This is a genomic window from Jatrophihabitans sp. YIM 134969 (genome assembly GCF_054456675.1).
In genome coordinates this window covers 1-14,630 of the sequence record NZ_JBTJEQ010000001.1, presented here as the reverse complement: position 1 = coordinate 14,630, position 14,630 = coordinate 1, and the positions used below count along the sequence as shown (strand labels likewise).

Sequence of the window (14,630 nt, the reverse complement as noted above, 5' to 3'; positions counted from 1 at the left end):
CTCTTGACTGACGCCAGCACACGAGACAGAGTCCGAGCGACATACGAGCGGCGACATGCTCACATGAGCGCAACTCGCAGAGACGACACGTGGAGGTTCGAGTGCAGGGAAGCACACACGGGTGGCGGACGGCGCTGGCGGCGGGATGCGGTCTGCTCGTGGCCGTGGGCGGTCTGACCGCCTGCGGCGCCGGCGGCGGCGGAGGCGGCAGCAGCGAGGGCAGCGACACCGTGCGGGTCCTCATGGTCAACAACCCGCAGATGGAAGACCTCCAGAAGCTGACCGCGGCCAACTTCACCAAGGACACCGGCATCAAGGTCGACTTCACCGTGCTGCCGGAGAACGACATGCGCGACAAGGCGAGCACGGAGTTCAGCTCGCAGGCCGACCAGTACGACGTCGCGACGCTGTCGAACTTCGAGATCCCGTTCTACTCGAAGAACGGCTGGCTGGCGGACCTCTCGGACTACTCCAGCAAGGACTCGTCGTTCGACCAGAGCGACATCCTCGAGCCCATGACCACCTCGCTCACCGGTGAGGACGGCAAGCTCTACGGCGAGCCGTTCTACGGTGAGTCGTCGTTCCTCATGTACCGCAAGGACGTGCTGGCGGCCAAGGGCATCACGATGCCGGCGAACCCGACCTGGGACCAGGTCGCGGACGCCGCAGCGAAGCTCGACGGCGCCGAGCCCGGGATGAAGGGCATCTGCCTGCGTGGCCAGACCGGCTGGGGCCAGGTCCTCGCGCCGCTGACCACGGTCGTGAACACCTTCGGTGGCACCTGGTTCGACAAGGACTGGAACGCCCAGGTCGACCAGCAGCCGTTCAAGGACGCGACCAACTTCTACGTGAACCTGGTCAAGGCCCACGGTGAGCCGGGCGCCTCGCAGGCGGGCTTCACCGAGTGCCTCACCGCGATGGAGCAGAGCAAGGTCGCGATGTGGTACGACGCCACCTCGGCCGCGGGCACACTCGAGTCCAGCGACTCGCCGGTGGCCGGCAAGCTCGGCTACGCCGCGGCGCCGGTCAAGGAGACCAAGAGCTCCGGCTGGCTCTACACCTGGGCCTGGGGCATGGAGAACGCCAGCAAGAACAAGGACAACGCGTGGAAGTTCATCTCGTGGGCGTCGTCCAAGCAGTACGAGGAGCTCGTGGGCAAGGAGCTCGGGTGGGCGCGGGTGCCGGCCGGCAAGCGGTCGTCGACGTACGACAACGCCGACTACCTCAAGGTCGCGTCCGCCTTCGCCGAACCGACGAAGAACGCGATCTCGACGGCCGACCCGAAGAACCCGGGGACGCAGGAGCGGCCCACGATCGGTATCCAGTTCGTCGACATCCCCGAGTTCACCGACTTCGGGACGCAGGCGTCGCAGCAGATCAGCAACGCCATCGCGGGGCAGACCACGGTCGACGCCGCGTTGAAGGCGTCGCAGGAGCTGGCCCAGACCGCGGGTGACAACTACAAGTAGTTCCCCGACGTGATGTCCGTCGGTCCCGCCTCGCAACCCCTCGCGAGGCGGGACCGGCGGCGCACCACGCGACGTCCGTGCCCACACCCGTCCAGCGGAGGACTCGAGGAACCATGGTCGCGACTGCACCCCCCGACACCCGGACCGACCCGTCCGGAGCGCCATCACCCGCGCTGCTGAAGAAGATCGCGCGCCGCGGCCAGTGGCGACGGCGCGCCCCCCTGTTGCCCGCGCTGGTGTTCATGATCGTCGTGACCCAGTTGCCGTTCGTGTTCACGCTGATCTTCTCGTTCTTCGACTGGAACTCGTACCGGCCGAGCGAACGGCACTTCAACGGGATCGACAACTACAAGCGGGTGTTCACCGACTCCACGCTGCGTGACTCGGTGCTGCAGACCATCCTCATGACCTTCGTCGTGGTGGTCGTGAGCGTCATCCTGGGCTTCGCGATCGCGCTGCTGCTCGACCGGAAGTTCTTCGGTCGCGGCGCGGTGCGCACGTTGATGATCGCGCCGTTCCTGGTGGTGCCGGTCGCCGCGGCCCTGCTGTTCAAGCACGGCACCTACAACCCGTCCTACGGGTTGTTCAACGGCGTCCTGACCTGGATCTGGGACCTGTTCGGCGCGACGGCCCCGCAACCGGACATCATCGGCGGCCACCCGACCATCGCGGTCGAGGCCGCGCTGATCTGGCAGTGGACACCGTTCATGATGTTGATCCTGCTGGCGGGTCTGCAGTCGCGTGACCCCGAGATCATCGAGGCCGCCAAGGTCGACGGCGCCGGCGGTTGGGCCATCTTCAAGGCGATCACGTTGCCGCACATGCGTCAGTACCTCGAACTCGGTGCGCTGCTCGGCTCGATCTACATCGTGCAGAACTTCGACGCCGTCTTCACGATCACGTCGGGCGGTGGTGGCACGGCCAACCTGCCGTACACGATCTACCGCACCTTCTACCAGGGCCACGAGTACGGCCTGGCGTCGGCGCAGGGCGTCGTCGTCGTGGTCGCGTCCCTCATCCTCGCCACCTTCGCGCTGCGAACGGTGTCCTCGTTGTTCAAGGAGTCGTGACCATGACCGCCACCGCCGGCCAGGACACCGCCCCGTCGGGTCTGCAGCCCGCCACCGGTCGGGTACGCACGCGCAAGTCCGCACCGCCCGGAGGGCGGCAGGGCACCCGCGGCGGGACCATCGCCATCGGGTTCGTCGCGTGGGTCGTCGCGATCATCTTCTTCATCCCGGTCGCGTTCATGGTCCTGACCTCGTTCCACTCCGAGCAGGACGCCGCCACCAACCCGCCCTCGATCGGAGCGCCGCTGACCCTCGACGGGTGGCGGAACTTCTTCGGCGCCTCCGGGGCGAGCCCGTGGCCGTACATCATCAACTCGTTCACGGCGAGCATCGTCTCGACGTTGATCGTGCTGGTGTTGGCGATCCCCGCGGCCTACGCGCTGTCGATCAAGCCGGTCCGCAAGTGGACCGACGTCATGTTCTTCTTCCTGTCGACCAAGATGCTGCCGATGGTCGCGGCGTTGCTGCCGATCTACATCCTCGCCCAGAACCTGCACCTGCTGGACAACATCTGGCTGTTGATCATCCTGTACACGTCGATGAACCTGCCGATCGCGGTGTGGATGATGCGCTCGTTCCTCGCCGAGGTGCCGCCGGCGATCCTCGAGGCGGCGTCGATCGACGGCGCCGGACTGATCGGCATCCTCTGGCGCATCGTGCGTCCGATCGCCATGCCCGGCATCGCCGCCACCTCGCTGATCTGCTTCATCTTCAGCTGGAACGAGCTGCTGTTCGCCCGCGTGCTGACCTCGACGATCGCCTCGACGTCGCCGGTGTTCCTCACCAGCTTCGTGTCGAGTCAGGGGCTGTTCCTCGCCAAGGTGTGCGCCGCCGCCACGGCGGTCTCGCTGCCGGTGCTCATCGCGGGCTTCGCCGCGCAGGACAAGCTGGTGCAGGGGTTGTCGCTCGGCGCTGTGAAGTAGCCGGGCGCGCCCGCGGCCCGGGCTGAGAGTGTTCGGGTCGTGTCAGGATGACCGCGTGAAGTGGGTGCTGCTCGCCGCAGCGATCGTCCTCGAGGTGTTCGCGACGACCGCGCTGAAGCTGTCCGACGGGTTCACCAAACTGTGGTGGGGCGCCGCCATGGCGGTGGCGTACCTGCTGTGCTTCGGCTGTCTGACGCTCGCGATCAAGAAGCTCGACGTCGGCACCGCCTACGCGATCTGGGCCGGTGTCGGCACCTCACTCGTCGCCGTGGTCGGGCTGCTGGTCTTCGACGAGCGGTTCAGCTGGGTGAAGGTCGCCGGCATCGTGCTGGTGGTCGCCGGCGTCATCGCGATCAACCTGGGTGGGGAGCAGTCCGCTCACTGACGAACTCCGCGATGAACGCGGCCGTCTCGGCGGGGAACTCCACCGGCATGGCGTGGCCGCTGGCGGCGACGACCTCGACCCGCGCGCCGGCGGCCCGGTAGCGGGCGGCCGACCGGTCGCCGTAGAAGTGGTCGCGGCCGCCGAGAAGGACGAGGGTCGGGACGTGAGCGGCGGCGACCTGGGCGTCGAGGGGGCGGCGCGCCATGCGGTCGCGGCGGTCGACCAGCACGGTCCGGAACATGACGGGGTCGAGCACCTGCAGGTCACGCAGCCCGACCGCGGCGAGGCCGGCGAGTTGGCCGCGGCGGGCGAGGAGGTCCCGGGCCGGCCGGTGCTCGGCGACCGCGGCGACCGCCCCGAACACCGGCCGCACGCCGCGGTACAGCGACGGGCCGATCCGGCCCGTCATCAGCGCGCCCGCACGGGGCAGGTGGGCGTCGGAGTAGTCGGGTGCCTGGGCGACGATCACCAGCCCGGTGACCGGTGCGCCGCGTTCCGCGAGCTCGACCGCGACGTCGGCGCCGAACGAGTGCCCGACCGCGGTGACGTCGGTGAGGCCGCGCTCGGCCAGCACCGTCTGCACGGCGGCCGCCTGGACCGGCGAATCGGCCGCCGCCCCGCCGGTGCGGCCGTGGCCGAGCAGGTCGACGCGCACGACGCGGTGGGCCCGTGCGAGCGTGGGAACGACGAGGTCCCACGAGCGGGACGACGAGCTGAACCCGTGCACGAGCAGGACGACGGGCGCGTCCGGTGGGCCGTCCTCGGTCACGAACACCGGACCAGTCTGCGCCGGGGCGTCACACGCGATACTGCCGATCCGTCAGTCGGGTGACCGCCCGACGAGCAGGAGGCACAGCTGATGGACCTGACGACCGAGTTCGAGGCCGAACGCCCGCGGCTGGTGAACGTGGCCGCCCGCGTGCTCGGAGACCGCGCTGAGGCCGAGGACATCGTCCAGCAGGCGTGGCTCCGGCTCGACGCGACCGGCACCGCGATCGACAGCCTGCCGGCGTGGCTCACGACCGTCGTCACCCGGCTGTGCCTGGACCGGCTGCGGCAGCGGACCCCGATCCCGGACGACGACGTCCAGCCGACCGGGACGGCTCCGGACCCGGCCGACGAGGTCGCGCTGGCCGACACCGTCGGCGTCGCCCTGGCCGTGGTGCTCGACCGGCTCTCGCCCGGCGAGCGGGTGGCGTTCGTGCTGCACGACAGCTTCGGCTTCGAGTTCACGACCATCGCGGCCGCGCTCGACACCACGCCCGCGGCCGCGCGGCAGTTGGCGTCACGCGCCCGGGCCAAGGTGCGGCAACCGGCCGCCGAGGACCGGCTCGCCGCCTGGGAGGTGGTCGACGCGTTCATGACCGCGGCGCGGGCCGGCGAGTTCGACCGGCTGCTGGAACTGCTGGCACCCGACGCGCACGTCTCGGCCGACGCCGCCGCGATCGCGATGGGAACGCCCGCCGAGATCACCGGGCGCCGGGCGATGGCCGAGTTCTTCAACGGCAGCGCCAAGGCCGCGCTCCCGGTCTTCGCGGGCGAGCGTCCCGGCTCGGCCTGGTTCCAGCACGGCGCCGCGATGGTGCTGTTCGACTTCACCGTGGTCGACGGGCAGGTCGCCGCCATCACCTTCCGCGCCGACCCGGACGTCCTGGCGCAGGTCGTGCGGCGCGACGGGCCGACGCGACGTTGACAGGTCGTCACACCGACGGCTCGGGCGTCGTCAGAGCAGTGACCGTCCCCGTTCTCGACCCAGGAGGAACGACCGTGAAGACCATGACCTGCCGCCAGCTGGGCGGCCCCTGCGATCTCGCCCACCGCGGGGAGACGGCCGACGACGTCATCAAGGCGCAGGACCAGCACCTCAAGGACGCCGAGGCCGCGGGCGACACCGCGCACCGGCCAGCTCGCGACGCGATGAAGGGCCGCTGGCGTCACCCGAAGAAGGCGTTGGGTTGGTACAACGACGCCAAGCGGGCATTCGCGGAGCTGCCGAGCTCTTGACCCCTTGCCGCGTCGGTGCACTCACGTGATCGATGGACTTTCGTCCGCTCCGCGTCAGTGTGCCGCCCGTGTCCGACGTGGTGATCGATCCCGGTCGTGGCCTGGTCGAGCACCTCGAGCGGTACCTCGGACGCATCGGCCGGGGGTAGGAGGCGCTCGACGACTTCGCGACTCCCGCGCCCTTCCGGGTTGTCGAGTACGAGGTCCAGGAGGGCTTGCCCAGCGTCGCGTACTCGACACTGGGGCTGAGCCGGATGCGCCTGGCGCAGATGAGCGGTCCGCCGGTTCGGCACGAGCTCGTCACCCTCAGTCGGGTGGAAGCGCCGGCGGACATGTGGCTCGGCATGTTGGGAACGCACATCTGGACGAGCCGCCAGGCGGTCGCGCGCGGCGAGGTCACCGGTGCCATCCGCCCGGTGGTGGACGGATCGTCGTTGACCGGGTTCTACTTCGCCGCGCCGGCCTACTGGCACGACGGGCTGGGCAAGTTCGAACGTCCGGACGATCCGGTGATGGTGGTGTGGGCGCTTCCCGTGAGCGCCCGCGAGATGAGTTTCGTCCAGACGCACGGCTGGCAGGTCTTCGAAGACCTGCTCTTCGAGGCCCAGCCCGACCTCTCAGACCCTCGCCGCCCCGAGGTACCGGGCGTCCACTGATGCCGCAGTCGGAGTTGATGCATTCCTCGGCCCGTGTGACGTGCGTTGGACGGTGGGTTCTGCCACGCTGCCGCCAGCCCGCGACGTGGAGGAGATGGCCGTGACCGAACCCGAGAGCAGCAGCCGCACGGTGGCCCGGCCGTCCGAGGTGGTCCTCGAGACCGCCGCTCCCGACACCTTCACGCACACGTGGCGGGGGTACCTGGTGCAGGCGCACGACGCGGACGGCCGCCTGCTCTTCGACGCCGACGGCCACCCCGTGCTGGTCGAGCAGGGTCGGCAGTCCGCCGGCCACCCGCTCGACCGGATGATGGGCTTCGCCGTGCTGTTGCTGGTCCTGCTGCTCGTCGCGATCTGTGTCATCGGCGGCATCGGACTGCACTACCTGGATCAGCTGCGGTACCTCTGACGGCTCGCCGCCTGGCGTTGTGCCGACGCCGCGGGCGGAACCTCGGGGCTCGCCCAGCGGATCAGGGCAGGTGTGACGACACCGCAGATCAGACGCAGTCGGCAGTGGCCGGTGTCCGCGGTCCTCGTGACAGTCGCGGTGCTGACGACGTCTGCGTGTCAGGACTCGCACCGCCCGGCGTCGGTGAGCAGGTCGCACCCGACCACGACGACGGCGGCGCCCGCGAGCCGGCCGCCGCACGTCTCGCAGCTCGGACCGGCGTGCCGCCAGTCGTCGAGCGGGTGCGACGCGGCGACGTCACCCGGCAACGTCCGGCCCTGACCGCACCGATGTGCTGGTTCCCGGGGTGGAACGTGCGCCTCGCGCCCCGGAAACCCGCACACGGACGACGGTTTCAGGTCCCGGCGTCGAGCTCCCGGCCGTCGCGGTCGAGCAGGTCGATGCGGTGCACGTCGAGACTCGCCGGGTGGACGAGGACGGCCACGCGTGCACCGAGCGCGGCCGGATCGCCGTGCAACACCAGGTCCTCCCGGGTGCCGTCGGACAGCATCACCACCACGGCGGCGACATCGTCCGCGACCCGCGCGATCACCGTCGACGGGCCCTCGTCGGTCGAGCCGGCGCAGAGGTTCAGTCGGGCGCCGGGGTGCAGCGCCGGTCCACCGCACCCGAGGCTCCACGGCCGGTGGCCGTCCGGGCGGGTGACGTGCACCGTCGTGAGCAGGTCGTCGGCGTCGCCCTCGACGTCGAGTTCCCAGCGGCCGCCGTCCTCGAGTGCGCCACCACCGATCACCGCCACGCTGCGAGTGTGCACGCGGTGCGGAGCACGCCCGCTCAGGCCGACCCGCCGAACGGGTGGTCCACGACGTACTTCCAGCTACCGTCCGGCTGACGACGGATCAGCTCCGACGTCGAACCGCGCAGGTCGACCGGGTCGCCGTTCTGGTCGCGGCCGTCGTCCATGACGAACGCGACGCTGCCCAGCGCGAGGTCGCCCTCGACGAGCCAGAAGCGGGTGGTGAACCGCAGGGTGCCGCCGAGGCCGAGGAACCACTGCAGCGACGCCTCGATGGCGGCGTGGCCCCGGACGGGGTCGGCGCCCGGGCCGGGCACGAGGACGGCATCGGGTTCGTACATCGACATCAACGCGGGCAGGTCGCCCGCGTTGAACGCGTCGGCCCAGCGGCGGGTGAGGTCGCCCGGGGCGGACGCCGGCGCGATCTCGGTGGTCGGGGAGGAGGTGGTGGTCATGGCGGTGCTCGCTCTCGTGAGGGGTGATGGGGTGGCGGGGAACGGAACGGTCAGGGGCGGCGGGTGCCGTGGACGCGGCGGGCGCGGCGGGCGTAGACGCGCGGGGCGATGCGCGGCAGGAGCAGGCGCGGGACGGCCGGCGCCTGGGCGAGCATCGAGCGCAGGACGACCGGGTCGCCCTCGTAGGCGAACATCCCGAACACCAGCGGCAGCAGGGGTCTCGGCAACGCCTCGACGGCCGCGGCGCCGATGGCGTGCCACTCCTGCTCGGTGAGCAGGGCGGCGGCGTGCGGCAGCAGCGCCCGCTCCTCGAGGTCCAGGTGCTCACGGAGGACGGTGTGCAGCTTGTCGAGGTGACCCGCGAGCCGCTCGCCGCCCGCGGGGTCGGGACCGGCCACCCACGGCCCGAGCTCGCTGCGGACGTCGGTCAGCGCGGCGTCGATGTCGGCGTGCTGCGCCTCGGCCTGGTCGACGACGGCGCGCACCGACGGCGGCACCCGTTCCACCAGCAGCGGCCACAACAGCTCGTCCTCGCCGGCGTGGTGGTGGTGCAGCAGGTCGAGCAGCAGCGTCAGGTGCGCGGCGACACGGCCGACCTGCCGCCGGTCGTCCGGCGACGTGCGGGCGACAGCCGCGGGCGCGAGCCGGAACTCGCGCAGCAGCGCGGTGTGCACGACGAGCATGTCGCGGACGTCGACGAGGGGCCGGTCGGTCGTCGTGGCCTCGCTCGGTGGCCGGGCGGGACGGCACACCCAGCGGGCCTGGTCGGGGTTCCACCAGCACCGGGTGCCGTGGACGTGGTCGGGGCTGTGGTTGGTCACGGGAAGAGCCTCGCGGCGCGACCCGCGCCCGCCCATCCCAGAAACCTGGGGTCTTCACACGGGGCGCGGCCGTCCCCCACGATGACCGCGTGACCACCACCCGGACCGCGTCGCTCGCCGACCGCCTGGAACGCGCCACGGCCGGGTGCCCGGACGTCGACGCGCTGAGCGCGGCGGTCTTCGCCGTCGTCGCGCAGTGGGTGCCGTTCACCTTCGCGTGCCTCGCGACGACCGACCCCGCCACGCAACTGATCACGACCGCGGTGAAGTCGCACCCGCTCGACCTCGGCGACGAGGACTTCAGCGCGGCCGAGTACGGGCCGCCCGACGTCAACCAGTTCGCCGAGCTGGCGGCGCGGCCGGTGCCGGTGGGGGCGTTGTCGCTCGACACCGACGGCCACCCCGAGACCTGCCGCCGGTTCCGCGAGTTCATGGCCCCGGCGTTCGGGTTCACCGACGAACTGCGCGTCGCGTGCCGCTCCCGCGACATCATGTGGGGCGCGCTCGCCTTCTACCGCGGGCCGGGCGAGCCACCGTTCACGGCCGCCGAGGCCGCGCTCGTCGGCGGGGTCCACGAGGTGGTCGCCACCCGCATCCGGCAGGTGCTCTTCGCGCCCGCGGGACCGGCGGCCGACCGGAACGGCCCGGCGGTGATGGTGATCGACGGCGACGACCGGGTCACGGACGTCACCGACGCCGTGCAGCACCACGTCGAGGACCTCGGCGGCTGGGACGGCGCGTCGCTGCCGGCGAACGTGCTCGCCGTCGCGGCGCTGGCCCGCACCCGCGGAGCGCTGGCCACGGCGCGGGTGAAGGGACGGTCCGGCGGGTGGCTCGCCCTGCAGGCCATGCCGTTGGCGGGCGCCCCGGGTGCCCGGCGCTCGGTCGTCGTCACGGTCGACGACGCCGCACCCAGCGCGATCGGACCCATGACCTTGGCGGCGCGGGGGCTCACGGCCCGGGAGACCGACGTGGCCCAGCTGGTCCTGCAGGGGGCATCGACGAAGGACATCGCCGAGGTCCTGCACCTGTCGCCGCACACCGTGCAGGACCACCTCAAGAGCGTGTTCGGCAAGCTCGGCGTGGCTTCGCGCCGCGAGATGATCGCGACGCTCACGACCTGAGCAGACCGGCCCGCCCGCCCCGAGGGCTCAGCGGCCCCGTTCGTACTGCGGGGCCCAGTAGGCGGCGTCGTCCGCGACACCGCCGTCGACGGCGGCGAGGTCGCGGGCGGCCTGCTGCGCCCAGGACGGGTTCTTCAACCACCCGCGGGCGACCATGACGGCGTCGGCGGCGCCGTCGCGCAGGACCTGCTCGGCCTGCACGCCGTCGGTGATGAGCCCGACCGCCGAGGTCGGGACGCCGGTCGCCTCGCGCACGGCGCGCGCGAACGGGACCTGGTAGCCCGGGCCGGTCGTGATCCTCTGGTCGGGGGAGTTGCCGCCGGAGCTGACGTCGAACAGGTCCACGCCGTGCCCGGCCAGCAGTGACGCGACCTCGACCGCGTCGTCCGGGGTGAGGCCGCCGTCGACCCAGTCGCTGCCGGTCAGCCGCACGAACAGCGGCTTGTGTTCGGGCCACACCGCACGGACGGCGTCGACCACCTGGACCAACAACCGGGACCGGCCGGGGAGGTCGCCGCCCCAGCCGTCGGTGCGGTGGTTCGACAGGGGCGAGAGGAACTCGTGCAGCAGGTAGCCGTGAGCGGCGTGCAGGTCGACGACCTCGAAGCCCGCCGTGTCGGCGCGGACGGCCGCGGCGGCGAACGCCTCGACCACGGCGGCGATCTGGTCGGGCGTCATCGCGTCGGGGGTGCCGAGGCCGGGGTAGGCCTCGGTGTCCGGGCCCAGCGGGGTCCACCCGCCCTCGGTGGGCGGCACCCAGCCGCGGCCGTCCCACGGTCGGCGGGTCGACGCCTTGCGGCCGGCGTGTGCGAGCTGGATGCCGGTCGTCGCGCCGTGAGCGGTGATGAAGCCGTTGATGCGCCGGTAGTCCTGCGCCTGCTCGTCGGTCCAGATCCCGGCGTCGTCCGGGCTGATCCGGCCCTCGGGCACGACCGCGGTCGCCTCCTGCACCACGAGTCCGGCGCCGCCGCGGGCGAACCCGCCGAGGTGGACGAGGTGGAAGTCGGTCGGACGGCCGTCGACCGAGCTGTACATGCACATCGGGGACACCCAGGCACGGTTGCGGATCGTGGTGCCGCGCAGGGTCAGCGGTTCGAGGAGTCGGCTCACGTCTGGGTCAAGAAGCTCCGTCGTGCCCGGTGTTCCGTGAACCGGCCGGGGGACGCCCCGGCGTGGGGATGGTCACGCGGCCGGGTGCGGCCCTACCGTCGGGCTGTGACGCCGCCCCGTCCGCCCGCGATCTCGTTCCTCGACGACGACGGCAACGAGCTGCCGCCCCAGGGGGCCGAGGAGATCGACAGTGGCGACGACACCGCCGCCCACCGGGCGCACGCCCGCCGCGCCCGCGTCGAGCAGTGGTTGCCCGACGGTGGGGGCGCGGCGATCACCTCGCTGCTGTTCGTGCTGGTGGCGTGGATCGGGGCGAGCCCGATCGTCCAGGCGGTGACGGCGTTGGCGCCGAGCGGGATGCACCGGGTCGGCAAGCTCGACGAGGCCTCGGTCAACTTCGGCAACGGCGACTACTACGGCGTGACGCCCGGGCTCATCCCGGTCATCAGCTTCGGCACCCGCGCGCTCCTCGTCGCGCTCGCGCTGGTGCTTGCCGGCCGGGCGCGGCACCGCGAACGCTCGGCACTGGCGACGGCCGCGGTGGCCACCGCGTCGATCTCGCTGGCGCTGCTGGTCCTCGCCGCGGTGGTCATGGAGATCGGACTCGCGCTCGGGCACGGCGCGGGCGTGTACGGCACGCCGTTCTAGCTCGCGGCCCCGGACGGCTACGTCAGCGCGTGGTCGCCGTACTTCTCCCGGAGGGTCTTCTTGGAGAACTTGCCGACGCTGGTCTTGGGGATCTCGTCGACGAACACGACGTCGTCGGGCAGTTGCCAGGAGCTGACGCGGGTCTTGAGGAACTCGAGCACGTCCTCCCTGCCCACGTCCTGCCCCTCGGCGGCCACCACGATCGCCAGCGGCCGTTCGCTCCACTTCGGGTGGGGCACGCCGATCACCGCGGCCTCGGCGACGCCCGGCATCGACATGATCTCGTTCTCGAGGTCGACCGAGCTGATCCACTCGCCGCCGGACTTCACCAGGTCCTTGGTGCGGTCGACGATCTTCATGTAGCCGTCGGGGCTGATGACCGCGACGTCGCCGGTGCGCAACCAGCCGTCGGGGCTGAACTGGGGGCCGGGTTCGTCGGTGCGGAAGTACTGGCGGGCCACCCACGGACCGCGGATCTCCAGCTCGCCGGAGCTCTCTCCGTCCCAGGGCTGCGCCGCACCGTCCTCCGGGTTGATCACGCGCCACTCCAGCCCGGCGACGGCCATGCCGGCGGTGACGCGCACGTCCATCTGCGCGTCGGCGTCGGCGTCGAGGTACTCCGCGCGCAGCAGGGACTGCGACCCGACCGGGCTGATCTCGGTCATGCCCCAGCCCTGCATCATCGGCTTGCCGGTGGCCGCGGCCCACTTCTCCGACAGTGCCCGCGGCATCGCCGAGCCGCCGCTCATCACCCGGCGCAACGACGAGACGTCGCGTCCCTCGAGCAGCGGCACCATGCCCATCCAGATGGTCGGGACGCCCGCGGTGACGGTCACCTTCTCGTCGGTGATGCGGTCGAGCAGGCCGGCGGGGGTCATGTCCGGGCCGGGCATGACCATGTTCGCGCCGGCGAGCCAGGCCGCGTAGGGGATGCCCCACGCGTTGGCGTGGAACATCGGGACGACCGGCAGGACGGTGTCGGCGTCGGTGAGCGCGAGGGTGTTGGCGTACATCGCGGCCGCCGCGTGCAGGTAGGTCGAGCGGTGCGAGTACAGGACGCCCTTGGGGTTGCCGGTGGTGCCGGTCGTGTAGCAGAGCCCGCAGGCGGTGTTCTCCTCCGTGACCCGCGCGGCGAGCTCGTCCGGGTCGGCGGGGGCGACGCCCGCGACGAAGTCCTCGTACGGGACCACCCGGGGGTCGTCGGGCAGGTCGTGCGGGGCGCCGTCGTCGAAGACCACGACGTGCTGCACGGTCTTGAGCAGCGGCAGGTAGTTCGCGAACAGCGGCAGCAGCGACCGGTCGACGAACACCACGCGGTCCTCCGCGTGGGTCACGGTGTACGCGAGCTGCTCGGGGAACAGCCGGATGTTGCCGGTGTGCAGGACCCGGCCGGTCATCGGCACGGCGAAGTAGGTCAGCAGGTGGTGGCGGGTGTTCCAGCCGAACGTCCCGATCCGGGCGTCGGGTTCGAGCCCGAGGCCGTCGAGCGCCGCGGCCAGCACGAGGATCTCCTGGGCCGTCTCGGCGAAGGTCGCACGCTCCACCCCGCCGACGGTCTTGGTGACGATCGTCCGCGAGCCCCAGTACTGCCGGCCGCGCTGGAAGATCAGGTTGACGGTGAGCGGGGTCTCCTGCATCAGTCCGAGCACGAGACGCATCCTGCGCCCCCGCCCTGTGACGGGCAACACGCGGGGGTCGTCTCACGGGAAGCTCCTTCACGGGTGGCTCCGGCTGACCACGAACACGTGGGTCTGGACGGTGTCGGCGGACAGGAACGGGGCGAGCCGCGCCCGCGCGGCGACGACCGAGGGATCGGTGGAGGCGTCGACGTCGGCCGCCCCGGGCAGGTACGCGGGTTCGAGGCCGTGGTTGTCGCCCGTGGCGGCGTGCGGGTGGTCGACGGTGACGGTCGTGACGTCCGGCCCGGCGGGGTTCGCGGCGCCGTCCAGGTGGGGCACGAGGTCACGGGCGTTCTCCAGGGCGAGTACGGGCACGCCCGGCGGCGGGGCGATGGCGCCGAGCGGGGACCCCGCGGTGACCACCCCGCCGACCCGGTAGCCGCTCGCCCCCGCGCGCCCGGCGGCCGCGAGCGCGACCATGCCGCCGAGGCTGTGCCCGACGAACAGCACCTCGGTGCCGGGCTCGACGCCCGCCGCGGCGAGGGCGGCGAGCACGCCGTCGGCGTAGGTGCTCGCTGCGCCGGACAGCGCCCGCAGGTTCGAGCCGAGGTTGGTGACGTCGGGGTTCACGCGGTCCAGCGACCAGTCCTTGGTGCCCGGGATGTCGACGACCGCGCGTCGGTGCACGGTGCCGTCCGGGTCGACCGTGGTCAGGATCCGGACGTCGATCGCGCCGGGGACGTCGCGGTTGCGACGGGCCAGCGCCCCGATCAGGTCGGTGACGTCGCGTGGGGGACCGGCCGGGTCGGCGCCGACCGGCTCGCCGGGGGTGGCCGGCCGGGTGAGCACGGCGTGGCCGTCGGGGAACAGCTGCGCCAACCCGAACGCCACCCCCGCGGGGCTGCCGCCGCCGGCCGCGAGCACGACGGCGTCGACGAGGTCCGGGCTGTCCCCGAGGGCGATCTGCACCGACCGGCCGGGGTCGCCCGTCGTGACGAGCCCGCCCACCGCGACCGCGACGGCTCGCGGCAGTTCGAGCAGCCCCCGCCCGAAGTCGACGACGGCCGAGCCCACGACGGCGTCGGCGGTCGCGTACGCCGCGGCGGCGGCCCGCACCGACGCCGCGAGGGCGAGGCCCCGC

At 72.0% G+C, this 14,630-nt stretch carries 17 protein-coding genes and 1 pseudogene; 10 read left to right on the top strand and 8 right to left on the bottom strand.

Annotated features, from left to right (window positions below; all coding sequences use genetic code 11):
* Nucleotides 1-164 precede the first annotated feature (164 nt).
* The 4 genes from ACXR2U_RS00090 (at nucleotide 165) to ACXR2U_RS00075 (ending at nucleotide 3,847) form a co-directional block, all read left to right on the top strand.
* Nucleotides 165-1,469 carry an ABC transporter substrate-binding protein gene (locus tag ACXR2U_RS00090; RefSeq protein ID WP_458822867.1) on the top strand — a complete coding sequence of 435 codons (1,305 nt, stop codon included), beginning with the start codon at nucleotides 165-167 and terminating at the stop codon, nucleotides 1,467-1,469.
* A gap of 113 nt (nucleotides 1,470-1,582) precedes the next feature.
* Nucleotides 1,583-2,539 (top strand): carbohydrate ABC transporter permease, encoded by a 957-nt coding sequence (locus tag ACXR2U_RS00085; RefSeq protein ID WP_458822866.1) that lies wholly within the window; start codon nucleotides 1,583-1,585, stop codon nucleotides 2,537-2,539.
* 2 nt (nucleotides 2,540-2,541) lie between these two features.
* The gene (locus ACXR2U_RS00080) at nucleotides 2,542-3,462 is read left to right on the top strand and encodes a carbohydrate ABC transporter permease (protein WP_458822865.1); all 921 of its coding nucleotides are present in this window, start codon (nucleotides 2,542-2,544) and stop codon (nucleotides 3,460-3,462) included.
* Between the two features lie 55 nt (nucleotides 3,463-3,517).
* The gene (locus ACXR2U_RS00075; protein WP_458822864.1) at nucleotides 3,518-3,847 is read left to right on the top strand and encodes a DMT family transporter; all 330 of its coding nucleotides are present in this window, start codon (nucleotides 3,518-3,520) and stop codon (nucleotides 3,845-3,847) included.
* On the opposite strand, the gene ACXR2U_RS00070 is transcribed toward ACXR2U_RS00075, so the two are convergent.
* Complete coding sequence (locus tag ACXR2U_RS00070) at nucleotides 3,816-4,622, bottom strand: alpha/beta fold hydrolase (RefSeq protein WP_458822863.1); 807 nt, start codon at nucleotides 4,620-4,622, stop codon at nucleotides 3,816-3,818. The two genes, ACXR2U_RS00075 and ACXR2U_RS00070, sit on opposite strands and share 32 nt — an antisense overlap.
* A gap of 84 nt (nucleotides 4,623-4,706) precedes the next feature.
* Between ACXR2U_RS00070 and ACXR2U_RS00065 the strand changes: the two genes are divergently transcribed.
* From ACXR2U_RS00065 to ACXR2U_RS00050, 4 genes and pseudogenes are all read left to right on the top strand, one after another.
* The gene (locus ACXR2U_RS00065) at nucleotides 4,707-5,540 is read left to right on the top strand and encodes a sigma-70 family RNA polymerase sigma factor (protein ID WP_458822862.1); all 834 of its coding nucleotides are present in this window, start codon (nucleotides 4,707-4,709) and stop codon (nucleotides 5,538-5,540) included.
* A gap of 74 nt (nucleotides 5,541-5,614) precedes the next feature.
* Nucleotides 5,615-5,851: a hypothetical protein gene (locus ACXR2U_RS00060; protein WP_458822861.1), complete on the top strand. Its 237-nt coding sequence runs from the start codon at nucleotides 5,615-5,617 to the stop codon at nucleotides 5,849-5,851.
* A gap of 194 nt (nucleotides 5,852-6,045) precedes the next feature.
* Nucleotides 6,046-6,507: pseudogene (locus ACXR2U_RS00055) on the top strand (suppressor of fused domain protein); the annotation flags it as partial.
* A gap of 100 nt (nucleotides 6,508-6,607) precedes the next feature.
* Nucleotides 6,608-6,916, top strand: coding sequence for a hypothetical protein (locus ACXR2U_RS00050; RefSeq protein WP_458822860.1), 309 nt, complete (start codon nucleotides 6,608-6,610; stop codon nucleotides 6,914-6,916).
* 158 nt (nucleotides 6,917-7,074) lie between these two features.
* Here ACXR2U_RS00050 and ACXR2U_RS00045 read toward each other — a convergent pair whose 3' ends face one another.
* The 4 genes from ACXR2U_RS00045 to ACXR2U_RS00030 form a co-directional block, all read right to left on the bottom strand.
* The gene (locus tag ACXR2U_RS00045) at nucleotides 7,075-7,224 is read right to left on the bottom strand and encodes a hypothetical protein (protein ID WP_458822859.1); all 150 of its coding nucleotides are present in this window, start codon (nucleotides 7,222-7,224) and stop codon (nucleotides 7,075-7,077) included.
* Nucleotides 7,225-7,310: 86 nt separating this feature from the next.
* Nucleotides 7,311-7,715 carry a hypothetical protein gene (locus tag ACXR2U_RS00040; protein ID WP_458822858.1) on the bottom strand — a complete coding sequence of 135 codons (405 nt, stop codon included), beginning with the start codon at nucleotides 7,713-7,715 and terminating at the stop codon, nucleotides 7,311-7,313.
* Nucleotides 7,716-7,750: 35 nt separating this feature from the next.
* Entirely contained in the window at nucleotides 7,751-8,167 is a 417-nt protein-coding gene (locus ACXR2U_RS00035; RefSeq protein ID WP_458822857.1) for a YybH family protein, read from the bottom strand.
* A gap of 50 nt (nucleotides 8,168-8,217) precedes the next feature.
* A complete protein-coding gene (locus ACXR2U_RS00030; RefSeq protein WP_458822856.1) occupies nucleotides 8,218-8,988 on the bottom strand; it encodes a hemerythrin domain-containing protein in 771 nt (256 codons plus the stop codon).
* A gap of 89 nt (nucleotides 8,989-9,077) precedes the next feature.
* Here ACXR2U_RS00030 and ACXR2U_RS00025 point away from each other — a divergent pair, with 89 nt between their 5' ends.
* Nucleotides 9,078-10,112, top strand: a complete 1,035-nt coding sequence (locus ACXR2U_RS00025) for a helix-turn-helix transcriptional regulator (protein ID WP_458822855.1) — start codon at nucleotides 9,078-9,080, stop codon at nucleotides 10,110-10,112.
* A gap of 27 nt (nucleotides 10,113-10,139) precedes the next feature.
* Here ACXR2U_RS00025 and ACXR2U_RS00020 read toward each other — a convergent pair whose 3' ends face one another.
* Nucleotides 10,140-11,222, bottom strand: a complete 1,083-nt coding sequence (locus ACXR2U_RS00020) for an NADH:flavin oxidoreductase/NADH oxidase (protein WP_458822854.1) — start codon at nucleotides 11,220-11,222, stop codon at nucleotides 10,140-10,142.
* A gap of 105 nt (nucleotides 11,223-11,327) precedes the next feature.
* Here ACXR2U_RS00020 and ACXR2U_RS00015 point away from each other — a divergent pair, with 105 nt between their 5' ends.
* The gene (locus ACXR2U_RS00015) at nucleotides 11,328-11,870 is read left to right on the top strand and encodes a hypothetical protein (RefSeq protein WP_458822853.1); all 543 of its coding nucleotides are present in this window, start codon (nucleotides 11,328-11,330) and stop codon (nucleotides 11,868-11,870) included.
* Between the two features lie 17 nt (nucleotides 11,871-11,887).
* Here ACXR2U_RS00015 and ACXR2U_RS00010 read toward each other — a convergent pair whose 3' ends face one another.
* Together ACXR2U_RS00010 and ACXR2U_RS00005 are read right to left on the bottom strand one after the other, a co-directional pair.
* Nucleotides 11,888-13,519 carry a long-chain fatty acid--CoA ligase gene (locus ACXR2U_RS00010; RefSeq protein WP_458822852.1) on the bottom strand — a complete coding sequence of 544 codons (1,632 nt, stop codon included), beginning with the start codon at nucleotides 13,517-13,519 and terminating at the stop codon, nucleotides 11,888-11,890.
* 66 nt (nucleotides 13,520-13,585) lie between these two features.
* Nucleotides 13,586-14,630 (bottom strand): alpha/beta fold hydrolase (locus ACXR2U_RS00005; protein ID WP_458822851.1); only part of this gene is annotated, 1,045 nt, incomplete at its 5' end.

Bases quoted from the DNA above. Each gene is read 5' to 3' on its own strand.
- ACXR2U_RS00085 (WP_458822866.1), top strand. From the start codon at position 1,583: ATGGTCGCGACTGCACCCCCCGACACCCGGACCGACCCGTCCGGAGCG.
- ACXR2U_RS00080 (WP_458822865.1), top strand. From the start codon at position 2,542: ATGACCGCCACCGCCGGCCAGGACACCGCCCCGTCGGGTCTGCAGCCC.
- ACXR2U_RS00065 (WP_458822862.1), top strand. From the start codon at position 4,707: ATGGACCTGACGACCGAGTTCGAGGCCGAACGCCCGCGGCTGGTGAAC.
- ACXR2U_RS00035 (WP_458822857.1), bottom strand. From the start codon at position 8,167: ATGACCACCACCTCCTCCCCGACCACCGAGATCGCGCCGGCGTCCGCC.